Raw genomic sequence first — 23,093 nt, 5'->3', positions numbered from 1 at the left:
TTGGGTAGAGCGGACTTAGCGTCCGGTGCCGCCGTAAACGGTAGCTTCTACGTCGGTATCCAAATCAAAAGCGGTATGGATGGCACGCACAGCGTCATTAAGCTTGTCAGCGTCGGTGACCACAGAGATGCGGATTTCTGAAGTGGAGATCATATCCACGTTCACGCCTGCGGTGTGCAGGGCTTCGAAGAAGGTGAAGGAGACACCTGGGTTCGAGCGCATGCCGGCACCGATCAGCGACAGCTTGCCGACCTCGTCGTTGTGCTCAATGTCTTCAAAACCGATCTCGCCCTGAGCGGTGGTGAGCGCGCCCAATACGTTCTTGGTTTCAGTCATTGGCAGGGTGAAGGAGATATCGGTCTTGCCCGAGCCGCGAGTCGAAATGTTCTGCACGATCATGTCGATATTGGCCTGAGCTGCGGCGATGACACCGAAAATCTGGGCTGCTTTGCCAGGGATATCTGGCACGCCGATAACGGTGACCTTGGCTTCGGAGTGGTCGTGGGCGACACCTGAGATGATTGGCTGTTCCAAGGGTTCTCCCTCTTGAATTTTGATTTTGTCGTCGGGGTTCGGGAGCACCCAAGTGCCCTCGTGAGTGCTGAATGAAGAACGCACATGCAGCGGCACACCAAAGCGTCGCGCGTACTCCACACAACGTAGGTGCAGAATCTTTGAGCCGCTAGCGGCCATTTCCAGCATTTCTTCGCTGGTGATTTTTTCAATCTTTTTAGCTGAGGCGACCACGCGTGGGTCAGCGGTGTAAATGCCGTCAACGTCGGTGTAGATTTCGCAGACGTCGGCGCCGAGGGCTGCAGCCAATGCCACTGCGGTGGTATCAGAACCACCGCGACCCATGGTGGTGATGTTGTTGGATTCCTTGCTCATGCCTTGGAAGCCAGCAACAATCGCGATGAAGCCGCGGTCAATGGCCTTACGCACACGCTGTGGAGAGACCTCCATGATGCGTGCTTTACCGTGGGATGAGTCAGTAATCAGACCGGCCTGGGATCCGGTGAAGGAAGCAGCTTGCTCACCAAACTGGTTGATGGCCATAGCGAGCAAAGACATCGAGATGCGTTCTCCGGCGGAGAGCAGCATGTCCATTTCTCGTGCAGGTGCATCATCGGTGAGCTGACCCGCCAGATCCAGCAGGTCGTCGGTGGTGTCACCCATCGCGGAGACGACAACTACGACATCGTGACCCTGGGACTTGGTTTCAATAATTCGACGCGCCACACGCTTGATGCCGTCGGCATCCGATACGGACGAACCGCCAAATTTTTGAACAATTAGGCCCATGGGCACTCACTCCACCTGTTTGAAAGCTATGTCTCGGCGTTGGTGCTGCACGGGTAGAAACGTTCAGGTTTCTAGTCCATGGCACAGCGCAAGACATCTACCAAATAAATATTGTGTCAGTTGCAGGCCAAGTTCACCTACTTGTGACGGTAAACATTGGTCATATTGCCTAGAAACTTTCACAGCTGTTGTTGAAAATCGCTGACTACTTCTTGAATTCGGCCAATATTTGTCGCCAAAAGCTCTTCCAATCCGACAACTGATCTGGTGTCTTAGCCTTAGTAACGTTAATGGCAATCGAGGATTTGTCCCCTTTGAGCCCAATGTCTACTTGGGTCTTGGTGCCGTCGGAAAAACTCGCACGCCAGTAACGCCAGCGTTCGGAGCTACTGGTACGGGCGGGGTCGCTGAGAGCTTGGGAATTGAATTTGTCTAAGTGTGCAATGGTAGATTCCCACTTGGCCAGTGCAGCGTCCAAATCGGCATCGGTGGTGGTGCTGACCGAACCTTGGAAGGTTCCATCTTGGGCCTGTCCAGGTAGACGCCGTCCAATTTGCTGCTCGTAGGCTACTGCTACGGACTGCGCCCACCAGCCTGGGTTCTGCACTGTTTCGGACATGTGAGCGTAAGCGAGCTCGGCAATTTCCTTATGTGTCAGTGCGCTTGCGTTCTTCGACTCCAGCGTTGCGCTCCACTGTTCCCACGAGGTGCCGGTGGCATTGGCGATGGCGCCGGTATTGCTGCTCTTGATTCCCATAGCTGAAGTTTAGGCATGGCCAGTTGCTTCGGACCAGAAAGACTCGGGCACCACGGGATTTATCCCGTGGTGCCCGAGTCTTCGCACCGATCTTGTTGACGAAGCAGGCTTGCAGCTAGATTGTCTGAATCTCCGAGTTCAACCTACCCAGAAGATCAACCAACGTATCCAAGTCCGCATCTTCCCAGTTGGTCATACGTGAGCGAAGTTCTCCTCGCCATTGCTCAAAGCCGCTACGCCAACGACTTTTTGCGTGCTCCGTTGGTAGCAAGTCGAAGGCCCTGCGGTCCTCGGCATTGACTTCACGAACAATCAGATCAAGTTGCTCCAGCTTGGAAACCATCCGAGACAGCGTGGCCTTATCGATCAACAGCTTTTCGCAGATCTCGGATTGGGTGATGCGCTCAGTGCGCAAAATAAGTCCGAGTACCGGCAAATATCCCGGGGTCAGCTGACCATGGAGGCGGACCGCTAGTTCACGTTTAAAACGCGAGGTGAGGGCAATCAAGGAAAACAATTCCTGTTCGGCCTTCGAATAGCGGTCGGTGCGCTCCTGGCTACAGACTGCGTCATCCGTTCTAGTGGTATCCATGGGAATACTCCTAGCTATCGGCTGACTTCTGCGCTGACTGCGAGGTTGCGCTGTGTGCCGCAACAGCTTCCTTTGTCTCAGCCTCGCGCTCAGCGTTATTGCTGGTGCCGGTGGAACTAGCTCCAAGAACGGCGGCCTCGGCTTCAACTTCCTGCAGACGCTCGGAAGCGTTCTGAGTGGTTAGTGACTGATTAGGGATCAGGCATACGGCGACAACAACGAGCAAGGACAGCGGAGCTGCGAAGGTGAACAGTGAAGGCACTGCATCACCATAGATGGATTCGAAGATCACTCGTACCGGCTCTGGCAGGGTGGAGACCGTTGGCAGGTTGCCCGAGGAGAGAACCTCTGCCACGGCCTTGCCCTTTTCGCCGAGCGATCCGATGGCCTGCATCAAATCTGCCTGGCGATCAGCGATCATGTCCGGGATGGTGGCTGCCAAGATGGCACCCAAACCTGCGGTACCTGCGGTGCCGCCCAAGGTGCGGAAGAAGTTCACCGAGGAAGAAGCAACACCCAGTTCCTTGATGTCCACCGAGTTCTGCACTACCAGCACCATGTTCTGCATGACCAGACCCATACCGGCGCCAAGGATGAACATGAAGGAAGCAACTACCGCGTAGTTGGTGTCGTAGTGGATGGTTCCCAGCAGGAACAGTCCAATGACGATGAGTACCGAACCGGTGACTACCAGTGCTTTCCACTTACCGGTGCGCGAGATGATTGCGCCACCGATGGTTGAGATCACCAGCAGGCCGCCCATCAGTGGGAAGGTCATCAGTCCGGCCATGGTGGCTGAGGCACCACGAGCCATGATCATGTACTGGCTGAGGAACACCGAGGTGCCGAACATTGACACGCCAACAGCCAACGAGGCAATGACAGCGAAGGTGAAGGTGCGGTTCTTGAACAGGGACATGTTCAACAGTGGTTCTGAAGACTTGATTTCAACAATGATGAATGAAGCAATCAGAACGATCGCGCCAAGGACCATCAGGAAGCTGGTGGTAGAAGCCCATTCAAATTCGGAGCCGCCCAGCGACATCCAGATCAAGAGCAAGGAAACGCCGCCGGAGAGCAACACGATGCCCCAGTAGTCGATCTTGACCTTGCGCTTGGCAACAGCTGGCAGGTGCAGGGTGCGCTGAATCAGGATGACTGCAGCGATGGCAAATGGCAGGGCGATAAAGAAGTTCCAGCGCCAGTTGATGGTGTCAGTGACAAAGCCACCGATCAATGGTCCACCGACGGTACCGATGGCCATCACTGCGCCGAACAGCCCCATGTACTTGCCACGTTCGCGTGGGGAGAGGAAGTCGGCCATGACAATCTGTGCCAGGGCGCCAACGCCACCACCGGCAAGACCCTGGATGACACGCATGGAAATCAGGAAGGCAGTGTCCTGCGAGAAGCCGGCAGCCGCTGATGCGAGAACGAAGATTGCCAGCGAGATCTGCAGCAACAGCTTACGGTTGCCGAGGTCAGCGAGCTTTCCCCAGATAGGGGTAGAGATGGTAGTTGCCAGCAAGGTGGCGGTTACTACCCAGGTGTAGGAAGTTTGGCTGCCGTGCAAATCGGAAACGATTACCGGCAGTGAACTGGAAACGACGGTATTAGCCAAGATCGAGACGAACATGCCCATGAGAATGCCGGTGAGGGCGGTGAGGATTTCTCGGTGCGTCATCTTTACCTTGACGACCGGTGCGGTTTCGGTCATTAAAGCTCCAAAGAAAAAAGGGTCGGCTATGAGAGCCGATTGGTTGATTTATATCAACCATACGCCGATAGTTGATAATTCTCAACTAAGCGTGTTCCATCGCACACCTATGTATTGACCGTCGGCTGAAACTAATAAACCCCGCCGTTCCCGCGAGCTGCGGGTGGGCGAGGTTCACTAGGCGAAGCCTTGATTAGTTACCGGCTACGGTGGTCATCCATCGGTGGAACTACCGGGTGTGACGGGCGCGAAGCTTCATCGGCGGGAGCCTGATCCGGGTTAACCGCGCGGAACAACCGGGGTTCTGCGCTCGAAGAAGCGGGTGCTTTGTCCTCTTCTGCTTCGTCGTTTCGCGCTGGAGCAGATGTAGGTGCATCGTTGCGTCGTGCTGCCGCAGAGTTTGACCCTGCGGTGCGTCGACCTTCAAAGGCACGAGCCAAGGTGACCTCATCGGCGTACTCCAAGTCGCCACCCACCGGAAGTCCGGAGGCCAGGCGAGTGATTCGAATGCCCAAAGGAGCCAGCGCGCGCACCAGATAAACTGCCGTGGCCTCGCCCTCAAGGTTCGGGTCGGTAGCCAGAATCAATTCGGTGATGGACTCATCGGCCAGGCGGGTGACCAATTCACGGATGTGTAGCTGTTCCGGGCCAATGCCAGCCAACGGATTAATCGAGCCACCAAGCACATGGTATTTGCCACCAAAGGCGCGGGTGCGCTCGATGGCCATGACGTCTTTGGATTCCTCGACGATGCAGATCTTGGTTCCGTCACGACGTTCATCACGACAAATTGCACATCGTTCTTGCTCGGAGATGTTAAAGCAGATCTCGCAGAACTTAACCTTTTCCTTGACCAGCTGGATGGAAGCGGCCAACCGGGTCATATCCTCAGAATCGGCATCAAGAATGTGGAAAGCAATGCGCTGAGCCGACTTTGGGCCGATGCCAGGTAAGCGACCGAGCTCGTCGATCAGTTCCTGTACAGCACCTTCGTACACGTGCGCCTTCTTTCTTGCCTTGCTTAGATCTAGTGGAAAACTTCCGTGTTACACCTTAGTGTCTCACCCCGACAGTTCGCCGTGGTGCGGGCTACAGGCTGCGCTTGATTTCCACAACATTGCCGTTAACGTCTCGCTGCTCAATGACTAGACCACCGAGCAACCGTTCCACGGCGGGAACACCGATGAGCGCTGAATCTTCGACCTGGATGTCGTCGTCGCTCGGGACGAACTCTTCAGGCTCTTGGATCGCGGCGCGATCCGGAGCTGCGCTCGGACCGCCCCAACCGCTGGCGGCTTGAGTCGGTGCTGGTGCAGTGGGCGAATCCTTGGCCTGGTTCATCAGCTGCTGGTAGCGGCTCATGCGTTGTCCTGCGGCACTGGCTGCAGGCTCGCTCGGTGCAGCGGCTTGTTCCTGTGGCGTGCCCCAACTCGGGGCTGCTTCTGGAGCCGGTGCGGCGTGAACCGGCGCAGCTTGAACCGGCGCGGGCTGCTGTTGCTGTTCAACCGGCGCCGAGGCAGGCGCAGGAACAACGGCGGGAGCAGTGGTCGGTACGGTAGCTGGTGCCGATGCTACAGGTGACTGCGGCTGTGGCTCCGACTGCGACTGCGGAGCAGCGACAGGTTCTTGAACCTGCGGTGCTGGATCCGGCTCAGGGGTAGTCAAATTCTGGAACGACGCAGTTGTGCTCTGCGGATGCAGCGGCGTGGAAGAGACTGGGCGCGGAATATTGAGCGCTCCGCCCTCAGCTTCACGCGCGCTCATGCCAGCGGTCATGCGTGGTTTAGGCGCGACCGGGGGACCACCAAAACTGCGCGGAGCACTGGACTGTGGAGCAACAACCTCAGCACGCTGCGGCTGTTCGGTTACCACCTGGACAGGTGCTTCCGCTACCGGTTGAGAAGAATAATATGGATCATCCGGGTACGGAGGCTCATCCATAAAAGGCTCGTCGTAAGGCGGCGGAACGTCGTCATAGCTACTGGTGTAGCCATCGGCAGAGCCCGAACGCGGTGCAACTGGTTGCGGTGCCTGTATTGGGGCCGAAGGCGGAGCGCTCGGATCCGGTACAGGAGCAGCGGCCTGCGCACGTGCTGCGGCACGTGCGGCTACCCCAGCGGAAGTTACAGGCTTGTTGAACTTAGTTGGTGCTGGGATTTGCGCCGGGAGTGGCCGGCGCTCACCTTTGGGGAACCACCACCGCCCGGGTTAGAGCCGCCCTCGGTAAGGACAATCTCTATTGGTGAACCAGCGACCTGGGACACCACACCGGTGATGGTATTCATCAAATCTGGACGATTGCGCAGATTCACAATCGGGCCTGTGTTGCTGAAGGCCAACGTGAGCGTGCGACCATCAAAGCCAGCCACCGAACCATAGGTGGACACCATCGAATGAAGAACTCGCGAACTGCCCTGCAGTTGTTCCAGAATCATCGGCCAAGCCTGCTGGAACTTCTGCACGCCAGAACTTGTAGCCGGTTGCTGCGCCTGTGGAGCAGGTGCTTGCTGTTGCTGGGCTTGCTGTTGAGCTGCGCGTTCGGCAGCTTCACGCTCAGCTTGCTCACGTTGGGCCTGTTCGCGCGATGCAGTTTCTTGAGCTTCACGTTCAGCTTGTGCACGCTGAGCCTGTTCGCGTTGCGCCTGCTGCTCCTGCTGTTGCTGAGCCTGCTGGGCAGCCTGACGCTGCGCATCAATTTGAGCTTGAGAAGGCTGCTCAGTTTCAGCCGGTGCCGCTGGCTGTGTCGGTGCTTGAACCGGCTGCGCTACTGGCGCTTGCGGTGCCTGCGGTTGCTGTTGTGCGGGGGCTGCTGGTTGCTGAGTGCGGTTTGCCGCGGTGCGACGAGCGAATTCGGCCATGGCAGGGTTCTGTTTGACGTCATCAATAGATACACCGGTGCCGAAGGACAAATCTTCGCCACTAGATGGGTCAGGAACCAGACTGAACGGCGCAACACCCTCTGGACGTGCAGCCGGAACACTAGGACCAGGCTGAACTTCAGTGGTGACCGAACGACTATCGTCCTTTGGTCCCCAGGTTGCTCCCCAGTCCGCAGCTTCACCGGTATTCAGCGAATCTGCGCCCGGATCCAATGGTGCATTTGGATCTTCGTTTTCGACCGCTGGTGCCTGCAGCTCGCCCTGAGGTTCGGCAGGCTGTTCCTGCTGAACCGGATGCTGAGCTGGTGCTGGGGCTGACGGCTGCTCTTGGACCTGCGCCACTGGCTGCTGGACCGGCTGAACTGGTTGCGTTGGCTGCTGGACCGGTTGCGCTGGTTGTTCCTCAGGTGCAGCGGGTGCTTCGCTGGCAGCAGGCATTGGAGCGCCTTCACGGCGGGCCTTGGCTGCCGCTAATGCTTCACGTACTGCGGCAGCACCCTGACGGGCGGCTACCGGATTAACTGGCGCGCCCAAGGAAGCAGCAGCTGTCGCTGCATCTCCTTCTTCAAGGGCCGGCAGTGGGCCGCCAGTCATTGCTTGGCGTTCGAGTCGATCCAAACGGGCTGCAAAAGCAGAATCAGAATTCTCTGAACCCGGCAGCATCAGACGAGCTGCCAGCAATTCCAGATGCAGCCGCGGCGAGGTCGCGCCGGTCATCTGGCTCAGAGCCTGATTGGTGACATCGGCCCAGCGCGAAAGCTCGCCAGCGCCAACCAACCCTGCCTGCAGATGCAATGCCTCAAGCTGATCTTCGGGGACTCCACGCAAGATCTTTTCCAGACCTTCAGGCATTGCCTTGGCAATGATCAAGTCACGGAAGCGCTCAAGAATATCTTCAACAAATCGGCGTGGATCCAAGCCAGTCTGGATAATGCGATCGATAGCGCCAAAGAGCCCAGCACCATCAGATTCGTGAAGCGACAGGGTTACTTCATCCAGCAAGGTGGAGTGCGTGTAACCAAGCAACGCAATCGCAGTTTCGTAATCCAGGGTGCCTTCCCGAGCGCCAGCCATCAGCTGGTCCAGAACGGAGAGGGTATCGCGGACTGAACCGCCACCGGCACGAATTACCAAGGGGAGTACACCCTCGGCTACTGCAACGTTTTCGCGTTCGCACAACACCTGCAGGTACGCCAACAGCGCCTCTGGTGGAACCAGACGGAATGGGTAGTGGTGGGTACGCGAACGGATAGTGCCGATAACTTTTTCAGGCTCGGTCGTCGCGAAGATGAACTTGATGTGAGCCGGTGGCTCTTCAACAATTTTCAGAAGCGCGTTGAAACCTGCAGCGGTGACCATATGAGCCTCATCGATGATGAAGATCTTGTAGCGGTCACGGGTAGGAGCAAAAGTTGCACGTTCACGAAGGTCACGAGCATCATCCACACCACCATGGCTGGCAGCGTCAATTTCGATAACGTCTAGGGAGCCCGGGCCACCATTGGCTAGCTCCACACAGCTAGGGCACGTGCCACACGGAACGGGAGTCGGACCCTGTTCACAGTTCAGGCAACGAGCCAAGATGCGTGCCGAGGTGGTTTTGCCGCAACCGCGAGGGCCGGAGAAGAGGTACGCGTGATTCACACGGTTCTTTTCCAGAGCCGTCATCAGGGGAGCGGTAACGTGCTCTTGTCCGATGACGTCGCCAAACGTATCGGGACGATATCTGCGATATAGCGCTGTACTCACACCGGTTCCCTATCGGTTGCGTGATGCTCGGGGCATCAGCTGTTGGACGATATTTTCAGGTTCTACGATCCACGGTTCACGAGGCAAGTTCACCGGATCGAAAGCTTCTAGGGCTGCCTGCAAACTTGTGCTTGGCAAGCCCAACGACTCTAGCAAAATCGCCACAACATCGGCTGGATGTACCCCGTGTTCGGTGATCTCTTCGAGTGTTACTGCACCATCACGCTTGGCTAAGCGCTGGCCTTTGCTATTCAGTGCCAGCGGCACATGAACATAGTCGGGAATTTCGTAGCCCAACAGTGAGGCAAGATAGCCTTGGCGCGGTGCCGAGGAGAGCAAATCATCACCGCGCACTACCTGGTCGATTCCACAGGCAGCGTCATCAACGACTACAGCCAAGTTGTATGCTGGCGCCCCATCGTTACGGACCAAAACAAAGTCATCCACGGTGCCACTGTAGTTACCTGCGAACTGGTCATGAACAGAAAATTCGTTCACTTCAGCGCGCAGGCGCAGGGCTGCGGGACGGATTTTCGCCTTAGCTTCGCGTTCACTATCGCTCAGGTTTCGGCAGGTGCCCGGATAAGCCCCGGGTGCGGCATGCGGTGCACTGCCAGCTTCGGCAATGTCCTTGCGTGAACAGAAGCATGGATAAACGAGATCTCGTTGTTTGAGCTGCTCAATGGCTGCAAAGTAAATCGGGAAGCGCTCTGACTGACGCAGGAGGGGACCAGCAAAATTCAGTCCCAAAGCTTCAAGTTCAGAAATTTGGGTGGCTTCGGCACCGGAACGAACTCGGTCCAAGTCTTCAACGCGCAGTAGAAATTCGCGTTGTGTTGAGCGGGCAAAAAGCCAAGCGAGAATAGCAGTGCGTAAATTGCCAAGGTGGAGTGGCCCAGAAGGGCTAGGGGCGAAACGGCCAGCGCCCACGTGGACTCCATTCGACTTGCGTGAAAAAGTAAAGACCCCTCATGCACCTGCCAGAGCCTATCTACCCTTGCTACCTTCCGGTCCTGGGGGAGTTCAACAGGATGACACCACACGAGGGGTCACCCAAAATACTACCCGAGACTCGTGCCTGATAAAAATCGGTGAGCGTGCGCTTGCTCTCAGCTTTCAAGTGCAATGAAGAGCGCAGATTAAACGCATCTCAACTAGGTTGTTTTCACCCTGTTTCTTGATCTGGCGGATCAATCCAACCTAATACTCGGCGTACCCGATCGGTCAGTTGCATGGGAGGAAGCATCGGGGTCTGGTCCTTTTCAAAATCGAAATTCTGCACATTGGTGACACTGCCTGGCAGCTCAATGCAGATCACCCCGTGCGGAGAACGCCAATTCACCGAACCATCAGCCAAGTATGTGGCTTGCCAGCCCAAAGCGTGTTTAAACATCTGGTGCCGCTTGCACAGCAGATGGGTGTTGGTCCTAGAGGTATGTCCACCGGCAGCCCATGCCTCAATATGATCTATTTCTGAAGTCTCGGCTGGCCGATTACAGCCAGGGAACCGGCAACAGATGTCCCGGTTGCGCAAGAGGTCCCGCAAGGCCTTTGAAGGACGATACTTTTCTCGCCCAACATCAATCACAGCGCCGGACCACGGATCGGTGAGTACCTTCATGAATGACGGGGCGTCCTGAGCAATGCGCAGCGCGGTCCCAATAGGTATTGGTCCGTAGCCTTCTAAATCTGCCAGTGCACGCTTCGGGTTGGCCAACATCTCCAGTGCGGGGATCGTCACGGCGACTCGTGCCTTCAACGGCGTTCCCGGCGCGGCAGGCCAACCGTCGATCAGGGCATCACAAATAATGTCCAGTCTTCGTTGCTGTTCGGTTCGTTCATCATCCGGGTCATCATGCTGCGAGGCGTGCCAGTTGACGGTGTTGATGATGCTCAAGGCCTTTTCTGCAGGGACGTGCAACTGTAGCGTCGACATTCCATTGGGCTCATGCCAGTAGATGACCTTGCGGTCCTGGACGCCCTTTTTGTGGCGCTCTTCAATGGGTTGAGGATGTAACCGTTCATGAATTTTTCGTGCCCTATGAGCCACTGCCGAATCAGCTGCGGTTCGCGCGATAGGCAAAAGCGTCTGTTGCATGTAGCGCACGTCTGCTGGTTCAAGATCTTGAGACTGCTTAACGATTTCCTGCGCGGTCCTGGTGGTGATCTCACCACAACTGAGTTCTTCAAGAGTCTCCGGGCATAAATGTCGCAGACCTTCAGCGATAAATAATCGATCTCTAATGTTGGCTTCGGATGCACGTATGGCTATGGACGCCTCGGCAACGAAGGAAGAACGCACTATCGCCTCATCGGAGGGATTCACGCTGTAGTACGCGGTGGCTTGCTCTTGAAATGGGTCTGGTGACGAATCAATGAGCGGCTCTTGGGTGCCTTGAGCAGATGCTGACTTCACGGCATGTTCAAACGAGTCAGCTAAGACGGCGGCTTCTGCAGCATCAAGCATGCTGCGTAATCGCGACATAGTCTTCAAGGCATCCAAACCTTGGGCCGCTGAAGAAACCGGCGGTTGTTCATAGAGCTGCCGGGCGGTGGCCGCAATTTGCGTGAAGAGATTATCTTGATCTAGATGCGCTGCCCACCGGCCGAAATCACCCGGAGTTGTCCGCGTTCCGGGAGGGCTAATGTGCAGGCGCCGAGGATCATCGGTGCTGTGAAATACCTCTCTTTTGCTCATAAATAGCAGTATCAATGCTTCTGTGGGTTGCAAAACGGGAAAGTTCCGAGCTGGGCATAACCCATAAAATCACCGGATTTCAGGGGAATGCGCCTTGGTTTCTTCGGGCGGATACGATGGGAGAGTGCCCGATTCGTTATTGGGCGAGAATTTAGATATGCTGGACTCTGCTCCACGGAGCAAACTGAGGAGGATTCGCCTAGCGGCCTATGGCGCACGCCTGGAACGCGTGTTGGGTTAACGCCCTCAGGGGTTCAAATCCCCTATCCTCCGCCAAATTTAATGTCTTGGTTCATCATGAAAATGATGAATCAGGACATTATTTTTGCCTATCAAGATCCCGTGAGCAGTTCCCGGTAGGATCCGAGACATCTATCAATCGATGAATGACTCGACGAGGCAGTAATCATGGCAAGCGTTTTGAGTGAGATTTCCATTGACTGCGCTAACCCGGTGCTCTTGGCTCGCTTCTGGAGTGAAGCGCTAGATTATCGAGTCTTTGAAGAAGAAGTCGGGCTGATCAGCATTGGTCCACAATCGCAAGAAGTGTTTCCCGTGATCTTGACCTTCGCTCAAGTCCCGGAAGCAAAAACCATCAAGAATCGATTGCACCTAGATGTGAGCCCGCGCGAGCTTGGTCAGCAACAGGAAGTTGACCGGTTGCTGTCCCTAGGTGCTTCCTACGCCGATGTTGGTCAAGACGTAGACGTGAGCTGGGTAGTTCTCGCTGATCCTGAAGGTAATGAGTTTTGCGTGCTCGCCGGCAAGGATTATGTAGCAATAAAAAAGACCTGTTGATCTCAACTTCGAAAATCAATTTCGAGCTGAGACCAACAGGTCTTGTCTGTCTTTGCCCAGAATCAGGGTAGAGAGGAAGAATTAGGCGCTTTTCTTGGCCTTGGCAATCTCCGGGTAGTGGATGGCCGCGGTCTGTGGGTGAGCACGCAACCAACCCTTAAGGACGTTGGCCCCGTAGGAAGCCAACATTGGGTTCTGCGGATCATCAGAAACACCACGGGCGTCTGCAGCTAGTTCTGCTGGCAACTCGACCTTGTCGATGACTGCATCTAGACGTGGTGAGTAGAAGAAAGGAACCGAGTAACGGTCAACACCCGCTGGTGGTGCAATGACGCGGTGGATGGTTGCCATCAGGTAACCGTCGGTAGCAACCTCAAGCATCTCGCCGAGGTTCACCACCAAGGCTCCTGGAGTTGGTGGAACTTCGATCCACTCTTCTTGACCATATGGCTGGACCTGCAGTCCGCCGACCTGATCCTGAAGTAGCAGGGTGACAAAACCGTAGTCTGCGTGCAGGCCAACACCCTGGTTGCCCGATTCAGGAACTACATCGCCGGAAACGTAGTGAACCAACTTGCCCATCCATGATGGGGTGTTGGCGAACGGTTCGTCGAAGTGATCTTCGGACAGGCCTAGACCTACTGCGATGGCCGACAGTAGTTCATGTCCGGTTTTGTTCATCAGCTCTGCCCAGGCCATGGCGCGGTTTTCGAGCTGCGGGAAATCTTCTGGGAACTGGTTAGGGCCCTGCAGGTTCAAGTAAGGCTTGTCCTGGGGAACAACGGCCAAGGCATCACGCTCTGGTCCATAATCAATCTGCTCACGGGCGTCGGCACGACCACGGGTGATTTCGGTGCCCATGCGGGTGTAGCCGCGGAACTGTGCGCTGTTGCGGTTATCTAGCTTGATCTTCTGCTCTACAGGCTTGTTGAAGAATTCAGCGATGGTGTCCAACAGCTCCTGATCTTGACCATTTTGGGAGCTGTAGCCAACGATTTGGAAGAATCCAACACGATGGGCCGCATCGCGAAGTGCAGCGACGAAATCTTCGTCGAAGCTTCCGTCTGCGTTACGCGAGGTAGAGATGTCGAGGAGTGGGATCTCGGTGACTACGTTTTTCATAACTCCAGCGTGCACCTTATGACGCGACTGTTACCAGCTAAAGTTACGCCCGGTTCCCTCAAGTTTCTTGCGCTGTAACATTGCTTGCAAAGCGCCTGGGAGAGGAAGATAATTCGCCCTCACGCACTTAGTGCAAGTGGCGAAACCCTTGAATCTTCAGGAAAAATCGCGTGGAGTCGGCAAATCCGTCACCAGCTTTCAACAGCATAGGGTCCGCATGCGGATTGCCGCGCATGGGTTACGCGGTAATGTAACGGTCTCCCGAGCGCCGGTTTGGAAGCTGTGACGAACTTGAAACTCGGATGTTTACCAAGAAAACTTGCTTAAGCGCACATCACTAACGCGTAAGTTCTTTCCAGCGATTCAAACACTCAGATCGTATGCTTAATGGGTGATATTTCGAGCAGTAGGCGATGGCCGTCCGTACCCAGAACACGGGTTGGTTTCTTCGCGCGATTGGAGCGAAATCCCACCACAGCAGGTGAAGTTGGATCAGTTGGTCACGACTAAGTCGACTCTGGATCTTGAAACCTTGCTGTCTGAAGATTCCACCTTCTACGGGGATCTGTTTTCACACGTGGTCCGGTATGAGGGCGTCTTGTATCTTGAAGACGGGGTGCACCGTGCATTACGTTCTGCGTTACATCACCGTTCCGTAATACACGCCCGGATATTGGATTTGGACGTCAATTAGATAAGCTATCGCCACGAGGATAACGAAGCTGTTCTCCTCAGCTAGTTACAGCCGAAGGGTTGCCGGAAGCTAGGTGGGAAGATGCGTAAAAGTGAAGACCCGGATCAATGGCACGGGGCACACATCGTTAATGGGCAAGATTTGAGCTTCAGCTCAGATCACAAAGCGAAAAAGTCTGCGCGCAGACGACAGAATATTGTCTTTATGGCGATGGCGGTACTAGTTCTTGCAGTGACCGTTGGAGCGCTACTCATCGCCACTGGAAACTGGAAACCGGGCGCGAAACCCACCGTCGCGAACGAAGTAACGCCAAGTCCCACAAAAATTGAAAACACCAAGTGTCCTGAAGTGAACTTCTCCTATCAGGACCCCGCGAGTTTCCGTATCCGGGTTTTGAACACCACTGAAATTTCCGGCCTGGCCGGAGATACAGCCAAGTCCTTGGAAGACCGTGGCTTCAAGATTTCTTCGCTAACGTCTGGCTGGAATTCCCTGTCAAACACGGTTGGAGCAGTCATCGCCGGACCTGATGGATACGCTCAAGCCTTTACCGTACAACGACAGGTGCCAGGAACGGTCTTCATCTTTGACGAAGACAAATGGGGCAGCAACGTAGACCTGGCGCTCGGTGAAAAATTCGAAAGCCTGCAAAAGGACCGCAAATTGGATACTTCTGCAGGCAAACTCGTCTGCGAATAGTCGGAGGTACTGATCCGACCATCGGTGTCTACTAGGCGTTAACCTTCTCTGCGTAAACCTCGGTTAGTGCGTTAGCAAATACCTCGGCTGGTTGTGCACCGGAGATGCCGTATTTACCGTCAAGAACGAAAAACGGAACTCCCGTGACACCGATCTGCTGGGCTTGGGAGATGTCCGCCTTGACGTCCTCAGCGAAGGCGCCAGCTTCAAGCTGCGTCGCTAACTCCTTGGTATCGAGCCCCAATGATTCGGCAATTTCAAGCAACGTCGGGGTATCGCCGGTGTTCAGGCCCTTTTCGAAATGTGCAGAGAGCAATGCTTCCTTCATCTCGTTGCCTGCGCCATGCTGCTTTGCGTATTCCAGTACACGCAAAGCGGTGAACGAGTTTGCAACCTTTAGGTTGTCAAAGTCGTACTTCAACCCCTCGGAAGCTGCCTGAGCGGTCACATGTTCGAGCATCTGCTGAACCTGGGACTGGTCTATGCCCTTCATTGCTGAAAGATACTGAGCTTCGCTACCTTCATAGTTATCGGGCAGGGAAGGATCTAACTGATAAGCGTGCCAGAACACGTCAACATTCTCCGAGTATTCAAAAGCTTCAACGCCATGCTCAAAACGACGCTTACCAATGAAGCACCAAGGGCAGGCGATGTCGGAGAAGATATCTACCCGCAGGCGCTTAGATTCAAGAGGCTGATTGCCAGTATTTTCAGTCATGCTTGACTCAACAACTTTTATGCCGATTGCATTCCACTATCCCTTTGTACTGAGTACGACCTAGAGCTGGAATAATAGAGAAGGCCTAGCGCCTCAGCAACGAGGCGAACACCGAAAACAAAGAAAGCAGTGCACGTGGCAAAGAATCTTCGCTGGCGAGCTATCCTCTTCGCAGGAACCATCACCGCCATGGCAGGATTTGTCGACGGTGTCGGCTTTGTGCACTTTGGTGGCTACTTCCTATCGTTCATGTCCGGTAACTCCACCCGCTCTTCGGCCGCACTGATGACCGGGGATAACACCGGTTGGATTAACGCCATGTCGCTTGTGGCTAGCTTTGTTATCGGCGTAGTTATTGCAACGTTGATTACCGCTCCACTGGCAGCTCTACGCAGGCCCGTAGCCATGTATTTCAGTGCCGCGTTACTTTTGACTGCCGCAGCAACCGGTTCGGCTTTCCCACATGCCACGGCCTTGTTATTGGCTGGTGCGATGGGCGTGGTGAATGTTTCCTATACCCGTTCCGGGGAAGTGTCACTCGGTCTGACCTATATGACTGGCACCTTGGTGAAATTAGGCCAAGCGCTCGGCGGAGCGATCCTTGGGCTGTTGACCGGTTCCAATCAAGGAACTATTCGGCTGTTATGGCTGCGCTATGCGGTGCTGTGGGTAATGATCACCATCGGCTCCCTTGGCGGAGTGCTGGCCTACCTAAACCTCGGTTTAGCCAGTTTGTGGATCGTGGGACTGAGCATGTTGCTGTGGGCGTCTCTGGCGCTGTTCCAAGAATTGCGCTCCGTTGCAGATCCTCTTTCAATCGCAGAACGCACCGGGGATAGACGCCGAGTCGACTAGATTCCTGCTTAAAACAGTGGCACCCAGCTTCACGATGAAGCTGGGTGCCATATTGCAAGCGCCGGTTATTAGCCCAGCAGCGAGTCGCTATCTTGTTTGCTTGAATCGGTAGGGCGCAGCAACACCTTGTAGAGCACACCCAGCAAGATCAACCAGACGACGCCGGTGTACAAGGCCACGCGGGTTTCCGCGCTCAGTGCTAGCAGTACTACAACAAAGACCATGAAGATCATCGCTGCCCAGGCTGCGATGGTTCCGCCCGGTACTGCGTACTCGCGAGCTACCGAATTATCGCGCCCAGCCTTCGCTTCTTTGCGGCGCATGGCTAGGTAGGAAGCCAAGATCATGATCCAAACCCACACGGTCGCGAAGGTGGCGATCGAGGCGATAATCGTGAACAGCGCTTCAGGCAACAGGGCGTTGAGCACCACGCCAACCAGCAACACAATAGCCATGACTATCACCGACATCCACGGCACGCCGTTGCGTGAAACCCGGCCGAAGGACTTCGGTGCATGGCCCGCCAGAGACATGGCGTAGAGCATGCGTCCAGCGCCAAAGGTATCGGCATTAATGGCTGAAATGGCCGCGGTGATAACCACGGCGTTGAGTACGCGTGCAGCTGCCGGCAATCCCAGTCCGTCAAAAATTTGCACAAATGGCGAGGCGGAGCCGTCAATCTGGCGCCAATCAAAGAGCATCATCACTACAGCCAGGGAAGCTACGTAGAAGAGCAAGATACGCCATGGCACAGTGTTGATGGCCTCTGGAACAGACTTCGAAGGATCATCAGCTTCGCCGGCGGTAATACCGATGGTTTCGATGCCGCCAAAGGCAAACATCACCACGGCGAAGGACAATAGCAGGCCCATAAAGCCGTTGGGGAACAGCGTGCCGGCACTCATGAGCGTGGCAAAGCCAGTAGCGGTATCGGTGTCTGGGGCGTTAAAGCCGAAGATGATCAGGGCAACACCGCCAACGATCATGGCGATAATCGCCGTAACCTTCACAATGGCCAACCAGAATTCGGTTTCGCCAAAGACCTTAACCTTCATCAGGTTAATGGTGGCGATCAGCAGCACCACCACCAGAACCCAGATCCACTGCGGTACCTGCGGGAACCAGAAGCCCATATAGATGCCAAAAGCGGTCACATCGGCGATGGCCACAATGGCCATTTCAAAGCTGAAGGTCCAGCCAGTGACAAAGCCTGCAAAGTTGCCCAAGTAGCGCGAAGCGTAGTGTGCGAAGGATCCGGAAACCGGATGCTTCACGGCCATCTCACCCATGGCGCGCATAACGATGAAGACGGCTGCGCCGCCAATCATGTACGCAAAAAGTACGGCGGGGCCGGCAGCCTGGATAGCGGAGGAGGAGCCATAAAATAGGCCCGTTCCGATCGCTGAGCCCAGGGCCATGAAGCGGATGTGGCGGGCCGTGAGCCCGCGGGCAAGTGAGGCCTTGATATCGGTCACGATAGTATTGCTCGGATCCTATTGGGGTGCATTCGATCTGGGCCTGAAAGCGTTCAAAAACAGAAATCAGCCGAGAAAATCCTATGTGTTCACAAGGCTTTGGTGTGTAGAACGTGGCACAGATCAATCGTGAGCTTGACCACCAGCGGTTGCCCGGTAGCACCATTGAGGTGGGAGAATGGGCTTATGAAACTTGGATTCGTCCGCCACGGACAGACGCAATGGAACCTTGAAGGCCGACTGCAAGGCTCCAGTGATATTCCGCTGAACGACACCGGACGGACCCAAGCAAGCGAAGCAGTGAGCGTACTCGCCGGCGGTAACTGGGACGTTATCGTTTCCTCCCCGCTATCCCGAGCACGGGAAACCGCGCAAATCATCGCCGACGGTCTGGGCCTGGAACTTGGTCCTAGCTACGACCTGCTGATCGAACGCGACTACGCGCAGGGTGAAGGCATGGTGGAGGCCGAAGCGCTTGAACTGTGGCCAGATAAGCTCGGTGGCGGCATTGAACCACTGGACTCCGTCGTTGACCGGGGCCTGCGCGCAATCAATCAGATCGCGGCAGACTACCCGGGCAAAAATGTTGCCATCATCTGCCACGGCACCATCATTCGCTACACGCTCTCGCACCTAGCCGGCTACAAGCTGGATACCATCCGCAATGGCTCGGTAGCCATTGTGGGCCAGGGCCAGACTGGGGCCTGGGAGCTGGAACTGGTCAACGACGCAGTTCCAGAAAAGTTGGTCCGCTAGTTATCCAGTACTTCGTTGCCTTCGGGTAATACCGCGCGGATGCAGGAGGCCAACTGTGAATCACGTTGTCTGGTTTTCAGGGCGGCAAGCCACGAGCCGAGGCTACGGTAGGCGGAGGCACGCACCGGTGGGGTGGACAAGAAGATGTCGTGTAGTGCTCCGGGAAGGCGCACAATATGTAGTTCTCGTCCTAGGTTCAGGCTGCGCTGCGCCACCGTTTGGACGTTGAGGGCGACATCAGCACGGGTGGCTGTGTCATTCCAACGGGGCAGTAAGTAGTTATGCGCTGAGAGCATCACCAAGGTGGGCATCTGTAGGTCTAACCCCTTTTTCACCTTGGCCTGTGCGGAAAATACTGCAGAGATGAAACCGGTGGTGAGTTTAAACCCGTTGGCCGGACGCCACGCAAGGTCATAGTCCCACTCGCCAGCAAATTGGCTGGAGACGGTACGGGTATAAAACCCGGGATCAATGGTGGGCAAAAAACGGTGCGGGTTTCGTGTGGTGGCAGGTTGAATCATCCGGGCCAGAGCGGTGCGTCCAAACTCGCTGGCCTGAAATTCCAGCCAGGGGCTGTTGAGCGCCAACGCATCTACCTTGTGAGGATTGGCGCTGGCATAGAGGCAAGCACTCAACCCACCGGTGGAATGTGCCAGCAGGACAAAGCGGGTGCCCGGGTGGGCACTGGAAATGATCCGGTGCGCAACATCAAACTCTTCAAAATATTCTTCGAGGTCGGTGGTGAACCCCGGGCTGGTTTTTGCATGCAGACCATGAGCCTGGTCGGCGGCGAGGTTGCGTCCGTAATGGCGCAGGTCCAGTGCATAAAAATCTGCGCCGGCTTCGCTGAGGAATTCAGCCAACTCTTTTGGAAAAAATAGTCAGACCAGCCATGTACGTAGAGCACCGCAATTCCACGCAATGGTGGGGAGAAACGTAGCCGTTGCTTCTTCTTGGGCTTGTGCCTAACTAGCGTCGCAGTAGAACCATCAACCAGTGGCAGTTGGCGCGCAGAAAAGTTCTCGCCCAGTACATCGGGTTGCCAAAGATCCTCGGCTGGATTCTTGAACTGGAAGGCCATGGCTACAGCCTAACCAGTGCACACAAAAAACGGCATCCGCCCGCTGGACTGGTTACCAACGGATGAATGCCGCTTTTCGTGGCCGATCTTGAGGACGACTGGTGACAATCGGCCGGGTATTAGTAGCTACTTAGCCTGCCATTTCCAGCGTGCGAGCTGGAGCATCAAGGTAGCGCAGGTAAGCGTTCTTGGTCAGGAAGGTTGGGAAGTCATCACGCAAGGCGCAAGCTTCAAAGATTTCCAAAGCTTCCTCAAAACGGTCTCCTTCAAACCGCTCCAAGTGATCCATGGTCTCTTCGGCCAGATCCTGTACCCAACGACGGGTGATGATTTCGCCTTCATCGGTGATGGCTGACTGGTGGATCCACTGCCACAGCTGGGATCGTGAAATCTCAGCGGTAGCTGCATCTTCCATCAGGTTACGTAGGGCCACTGCGCCATTGCCGCGCAACCAGGACTCGATGTAACGGATACCGATTTCGATATTGTCGCGAATACCGCGCTCGGTGATCCTGCCACTCACACTCTGAATGTTCAGCAGTGCCGAATCCGAGACCTCAACATCTTCACGGGTGCGCTGCAACTGATTCGGGTTTTCGCCGAGCACTTCGTCGTAGACCTCGCGGGCTACCGATACCAGATCTGGGTGAGCCACCCAGGAACCGTCAAAACCATCGGCAGCTTCGCGAGCCTTGTCCTCACGTACCTTGCCAAAAGCGATCTCGTTGATCGAAGCATCCTTGCGGTTTGGAACAAAGGCGCTCATGCCGCCGATTGCGGTGGCACCGCGTCGGTGGCAAGCACGAACCAACTGTTCGGTGTAAGCCCGCATGAACGGTGCGCTCATGGTTACCGTGTCACGGTCAGGGAAAACAAAACGTGGTCCGCGGGAACGGAAGTTCTTGATGATCGAGAAGATGTAGTCCCAACGACCTGCGTTCAGCCCCGAAGAGTGTTCACGCAGTTCATAAAGGATCTCTTCCATCTCAAAGGCAGCGGTGATGGTCTCAATGAGAACCGTGGCGCGAATGGTGCCGCGCTTGATGCCCATCAGGTCCTGAGCCATGTTGAAGACGTCGTTCCACAAACGTGCTTCCAGATGGTTTTCCAGCTTTGGCAGGTAGTAGTACGGTCCACGACCTGCAGCTAGCAAGCGGTGTGCGTTGTGGAAGAAGTGCAGTCCGAAGTCCACCAGGGCACCGGACATTGGGGTACCGGCAACCAGCAGGTGCTTTTCTGGAAGGTGCCAGCCACGAGGACGAACCACAATGGTGGGCAGTTCGCGCAGCTCGGTGTGGTTCAGCTTGTACTCGCGGCCATCTGGTGCGGTGAAGTCCAGTTCCTTATCCAGGATGCGGATCAGGTTTACCTGATTTTTGATCACGTTCTGCCAGGTGGGCGAGCAAGCATCTTCCATGTCAGCCAGCCATACGTTGGCGCCGGAGTTCAAAGCATTGATGGCCATCTTGCGCTCGATTGGACCGGTGATTTCTACGCGGCGATCTTCCAGCCCCGGAGCAATCGGAGCAACCTGCCATGAATCATCGTCGCGAATTGAGCGGGTCTCGTCCAAGAACTTTGGATCGCGTCCGTTGGCAATGCGTGCCCGGTTGACCTGGCGACGCTGCATCAGTTCGGCACGGCGGGTTTCAAAAGCACTGTGCAGGGATGACAGGAAGTCCAAGGCATCGCTGGAGAGGATTTGTTCCTGATGGCGAACTGGGATAGCGGTGATGGTGATGTTGTTCAAGGTGATGGGGGAGTTCATGGCAGCGTCCTTAAAAATCAAAATGGTGGTGGTGCTAGCCGGCGACCTTGCCGGCTAGCACCATCGACCCATTAGGGTCTAATGGAATTGGCCTTCTTCGGTGGATCCCACCAGGGCCAGGGTGGAGGCGTTCGGGTTCAGCGCCGTGGAGATTGCGTCGAAGTAGCCGGTGCCAACTTCGCGCTGGTGCTTGGTGGCGGTGTAGCCGGCAGACTCGGAAGCAAATTCGCGTTCCTGCAGTTCGACGTAGGCGCTCATGCCGTCCTTTGCGTAACCCTGGGCGAGATCGAACATTGAGTGGTTCAATGCGTGGAAACCAGCCAGGGTGATGAACTGGAAGCTGAAGCCCATGGCACCAAGTTCACGCTGGAACTTAGCGATGGTGGCATCGTCAAGGTGCTTCTTCCAGTTGAACGAAGGCGAGCAGTTGTAGGCGAGCATCTGATCCGGGAAGTCCTTCTTGACCGACTCAGCGAACTTGCGGGCCAGCTCCAAGTCCGGGGTTCCGGTCTCCATCCAGATCAAATCCGAATACGGTGCGTAGGCCTTGGCTCTGGCGATGCAAGGCTCGATGCCGTTGGTGACCTTGTAGAAGCCTTCCGGAGTGCGCTCGCCGGTGATGAACTGCTGATCTCGTTCATCAACATCCGAGGTGATCAGGGTTGCTGCTTCTGCGTCGGTACGGGCAATCACCACCGAGGGTGTGCCAGCCACGTCGGCGGCCAGGCGGGCCGCGTTCAGGGTGCGGATATGTTGTTGAGTTGGAATCAGCACCTTGCCGCCGAGGTGGCCGCACTTCTTTTCGCTGGCCAGCTGGTCTTCCCAGTGAACGCCTGAGGCGCCGGCCGCAATCATTGATTTCATCAGTTCGTAGGCGTTCAGTGGACCGCCAAATCCGGCTTCTGCGTCAGCGACGATTGGGACCATCCAGTCTTCAACGCTGTGAATGCCTTCGGAGAATTCAATCTGGTCGGCACGCTGTAGTGCGTTGTTGATGCGACGAACCACTTGTGGGACCGAGTTTGCTGGGTAGAGCGACTGGTCTGGGTAGGTCTGGCCTGAAAGGTTGGCGTCTGCTGCAACCTGCCAGCCTGAAAGATAGATGGCTCGGAGTCCGGCTTTGACCTGCTGTACTGCTTGGTTGCCGGTCAGTGCGCCCAGTGCGTTGGTGTAGCCACCGGTTGGGGTTTCCTCGGTGAGCTGCTTCCACAACTTCTGCGAACCACGCTTAGCCAGGGTGTGCTCTTCTTGAACTCGTCCCTGCAGCTTTACAACGTCAGCGGCAGTGTAATCACGAGTGACATTGTTCCAGCGGGGGTTGTTCTCCCAGTCAGTCTCGATAGCTGCGATGCGGTTGTCGATCGAGGTTTCGTTGGTGTTCTCGGTAGTCATTACCTTGGCTCCTTTGCGCAAGTTCCGGGTTCATGTTGATC

General features: G+C 55.8%; 20 protein-coding genes, 1 tRNA gene and 1 other RNA gene. 6 read left to right on the top strand and 16 right to left on the bottom strand.

Annotated features, from left to right (window positions below; genetic code table 11):
- Positions 1–15 precede the first annotated feature (15 nt).
- The 10 genes from N6V40_RS00970 to N6V40_RS00925 all read right to left on the bottom strand — a co-directional run bounded on the left by N6V40_RS00970 (position 16) and on the right by N6V40_RS00925 (position 11,694).
- Positions 16–1,302 (bottom strand): aspartate kinase, encoded by a 1,287-nt coding sequence (locus N6V40_RS00970; protein ID WP_131090535.1) that lies wholly within the window; start codon positions 1,300–1,302, stop codon positions 16–18.
- Between the two features lie 205 nt (positions 1,303–1,507).
- Entirely contained in the window at positions 1,508–2,059 is a 552-nt protein-coding gene (locus tag N6V40_RS00965; RefSeq protein WP_131090534.1) for a hypothetical protein, read from the bottom strand.
- Between the two features lie 115 nt (positions 2,060–2,174).
- Positions 2,175–2,651 carry a MarR family winged helix-turn-helix transcriptional regulator gene (locus N6V40_RS00960; protein WP_131090533.1) on the bottom strand — a complete coding sequence of 159 codons (477 nt, stop codon included), beginning with the start codon at positions 2,649–2,651 and terminating at the stop codon, positions 2,175–2,177.
- A gap of 10 nt (positions 2,652–2,661) precedes the next feature.
- Entirely contained in the window at positions 2,662–4,368 is a 1,707-nt protein-coding gene (locus N6V40_RS00955; RefSeq protein ID WP_262198598.1) for an MFS transporter, read from the bottom strand.
- Between the two features lie 197 nt (positions 4,369–4,565).
- Complete coding sequence (recR, locus tag N6V40_RS00950; RefSeq protein WP_131090531.1) at positions 4,566–5,366, bottom strand: recombination mediator RecR; 801 nt, start codon at positions 5,364–5,366, stop codon at positions 4,566–4,568.
- Between the two features lie 91 nt (positions 5,367–5,457).
- Entirely contained in the window at positions 5,458–6,240 is a 783-nt protein-coding gene (locus N6V40_RS00945) for a hypothetical protein (protein WP_262198596.1), read from the bottom strand.
- Between the two features lie 251 nt (positions 6,241–6,491).
- Positions 6,492–8,996 (bottom strand): DNA polymerase III subunit gamma and tau, encoded by a 2,505-nt coding sequence (locus tag N6V40_RS00940; RefSeq protein ID WP_315973742.1) that lies wholly within the window; start codon positions 8,994–8,996, stop codon positions 6,492–6,494.
- Between the two features lie 9 nt (positions 8,997–9,005).
- Positions 9,006–9,926, bottom strand: coding sequence for a tRNA glutamyl-Q(34) synthetase GluQRS (gene gluQRS, locus N6V40_RS00935; RefSeq protein WP_131090529.1), 921 nt, complete (start codon positions 9,924–9,926; stop codon positions 9,006–9,008).
- A 27-nt stretch (positions 9,927–9,953) separates the two neighbouring features.
- Positions 9,954–10,050: signal recognition particle sRNA small type (ffs, locus tag N6V40_RS00930), an RNA gene on the bottom strand.
- Positions 10,051–10,161: 111 nt separating this feature from the next.
- Positions 10,162–11,694: an HNH endonuclease signature motif containing protein gene (locus tag N6V40_RS00925; protein WP_262198594.1), complete on the bottom strand. Its 1,533-nt coding sequence runs from the start codon at positions 11,692–11,694 to the stop codon at positions 10,162–10,164.
- Between the two features lie 188 nt (positions 11,695–11,882).
- On the opposite strand from N6V40_RS00925, the gene N6V40_RS00920 reads away from it, so the two are divergent.
- Together N6V40_RS00920 and N6V40_RS00915 are read left to right on the top strand one after the other, a co-directional pair.
- Positions 11,883–11,970 (top strand) — tRNA-Ser (locus N6V40_RS00920).
- A 132-nt stretch (positions 11,971–12,102) separates the two neighbouring features.
- Positions 12,103–12,492 carry a VOC family protein gene (locus tag N6V40_RS00915; RefSeq protein WP_262198592.1) on the top strand — a complete coding sequence of 130 codons (390 nt, stop codon included), beginning with the start codon at positions 12,103–12,105 and terminating at the stop codon, positions 12,490–12,492.
- An 81-nt stretch (positions 12,493–12,573) separates the two neighbouring features.
- On the opposite strand, the gene N6V40_RS00910 is transcribed toward N6V40_RS00915, so the two are convergent.
- Complete coding sequence (locus N6V40_RS00910; RefSeq protein WP_262198590.1) at positions 12,574–13,614, bottom strand: isopenicillin N synthase family dioxygenase; 1,041 nt, start codon at positions 13,612–13,614, stop codon at positions 12,574–12,576.
- Between the two features lie 391 nt (positions 13,615–14,005).
- Here N6V40_RS00910 and N6V40_RS00905 point away from each other — a divergent pair, with 391 nt between their 5' ends.
- Together N6V40_RS00905 and N6V40_RS00900 are read left to right on the top strand one after the other, a co-directional pair.
- Entirely contained in the window at positions 14,006–14,308 is a 303-nt protein-coding gene (locus tag N6V40_RS00905) for a type II toxin-antitoxin system VapB family antitoxin (protein WP_131090525.1), read from the top strand.
- Between the two features lie 81 nt (positions 14,309–14,389).
- Positions 14,390–15,007 carry a LytR C-terminal domain-containing protein gene (locus N6V40_RS00900; protein ID WP_131090524.1) on the top strand — a complete coding sequence of 206 codons (618 nt, stop codon included), beginning with the start codon at positions 14,390–14,392 and terminating at the stop codon, positions 15,005–15,007.
- A gap of 31 nt (positions 15,008–15,038) precedes the next feature.
- On the opposite strand, the gene N6V40_RS00895 is transcribed toward N6V40_RS00900, so the two are convergent.
- Positions 15,039–15,725, bottom strand: coding sequence for a DsbA family oxidoreductase (locus tag N6V40_RS00895; RefSeq protein ID WP_131090523.1), 687 nt, complete (start codon positions 15,723–15,725; stop codon positions 15,039–15,041).
- A 135-nt stretch (positions 15,726–15,860) separates the two neighbouring features.
- On the opposite strand from N6V40_RS00895, the gene N6V40_RS00890 reads away from it, so the two are divergent.
- Complete coding sequence (locus tag N6V40_RS00890; protein WP_131090522.1) at positions 15,861–16,580, top strand: YoaK family protein; 720 nt, start codon at positions 15,861–15,863, stop codon at positions 16,578–16,580.
- 68 nt (positions 16,581–16,648) lie between these two features.
- On the opposite strand, the gene N6V40_RS00885 is transcribed toward N6V40_RS00890, so the two are convergent.
- Positions 16,649–17,998: an amino acid permease gene (locus tag N6V40_RS00885; RefSeq protein ID WP_262199679.1), complete on the bottom strand. Its 1,350-nt coding sequence runs from the start codon at positions 17,996–17,998 to the stop codon at positions 16,649–16,651.
- 243 nt (positions 17,999–18,241) lie between these two features.
- Here N6V40_RS00885 and N6V40_RS00880 point away from each other — a divergent pair, with 243 nt between their 5' ends.
- A complete protein-coding gene (locus N6V40_RS00880; RefSeq protein WP_262198584.1) occupies positions 18,242–18,811 on the top strand; it encodes a histidine phosphatase family protein in 570 nt (189 codons plus the stop codon).
- Here N6V40_RS00880 and N6V40_RS00875 read toward each other — a convergent pair.
- From N6V40_RS00875 to aceA, 3 genes are all read right to left on the bottom strand, one after another.
- Complete coding sequence (locus N6V40_RS00875; protein WP_262198582.1) at positions 18,808–19,674, bottom strand: alpha/beta hydrolase; 867 nt, start codon at positions 19,672–19,674, stop codon at positions 18,808–18,810. The two genes, N6V40_RS00880 and N6V40_RS00875, sit on opposite strands and share 4 nt — an antisense overlap.
- Positions 19,675–20,022: 348 nt before the next feature.
- On the bottom strand, positions 20,023–21,660 hold the full coding sequence (aceB, locus tag N6V40_RS00870; RefSeq protein WP_262198579.1) for a malate synthase A: 1,638 nt from the start codon (positions 21,658–21,660) through the stop codon (positions 20,023–20,025).
- A gap of 78 nt (positions 21,661–21,738) precedes the next feature.
- Positions 21,739–23,052, bottom strand: a complete 1,314-nt coding sequence (gene aceA, locus N6V40_RS00865) for an isocitrate lyase (RefSeq protein ID WP_131090518.1) — start codon at positions 23,050–23,052, stop codon at positions 21,739–21,741.
- Between the last annotated feature and the right edge of the window lie 41 nt (positions 23,053–23,093).

Source organism: Glutamicibacter sp. M10, assembly GCF_025452055.1.
GTDB lineage: Bacteria > Actinomycetota > Actinomycetes > Actinomycetales > Micrococcaceae > Glutamicibacter.
This window is presented reverse-complemented; position numbering and strand designations above follow the sequence as displayed.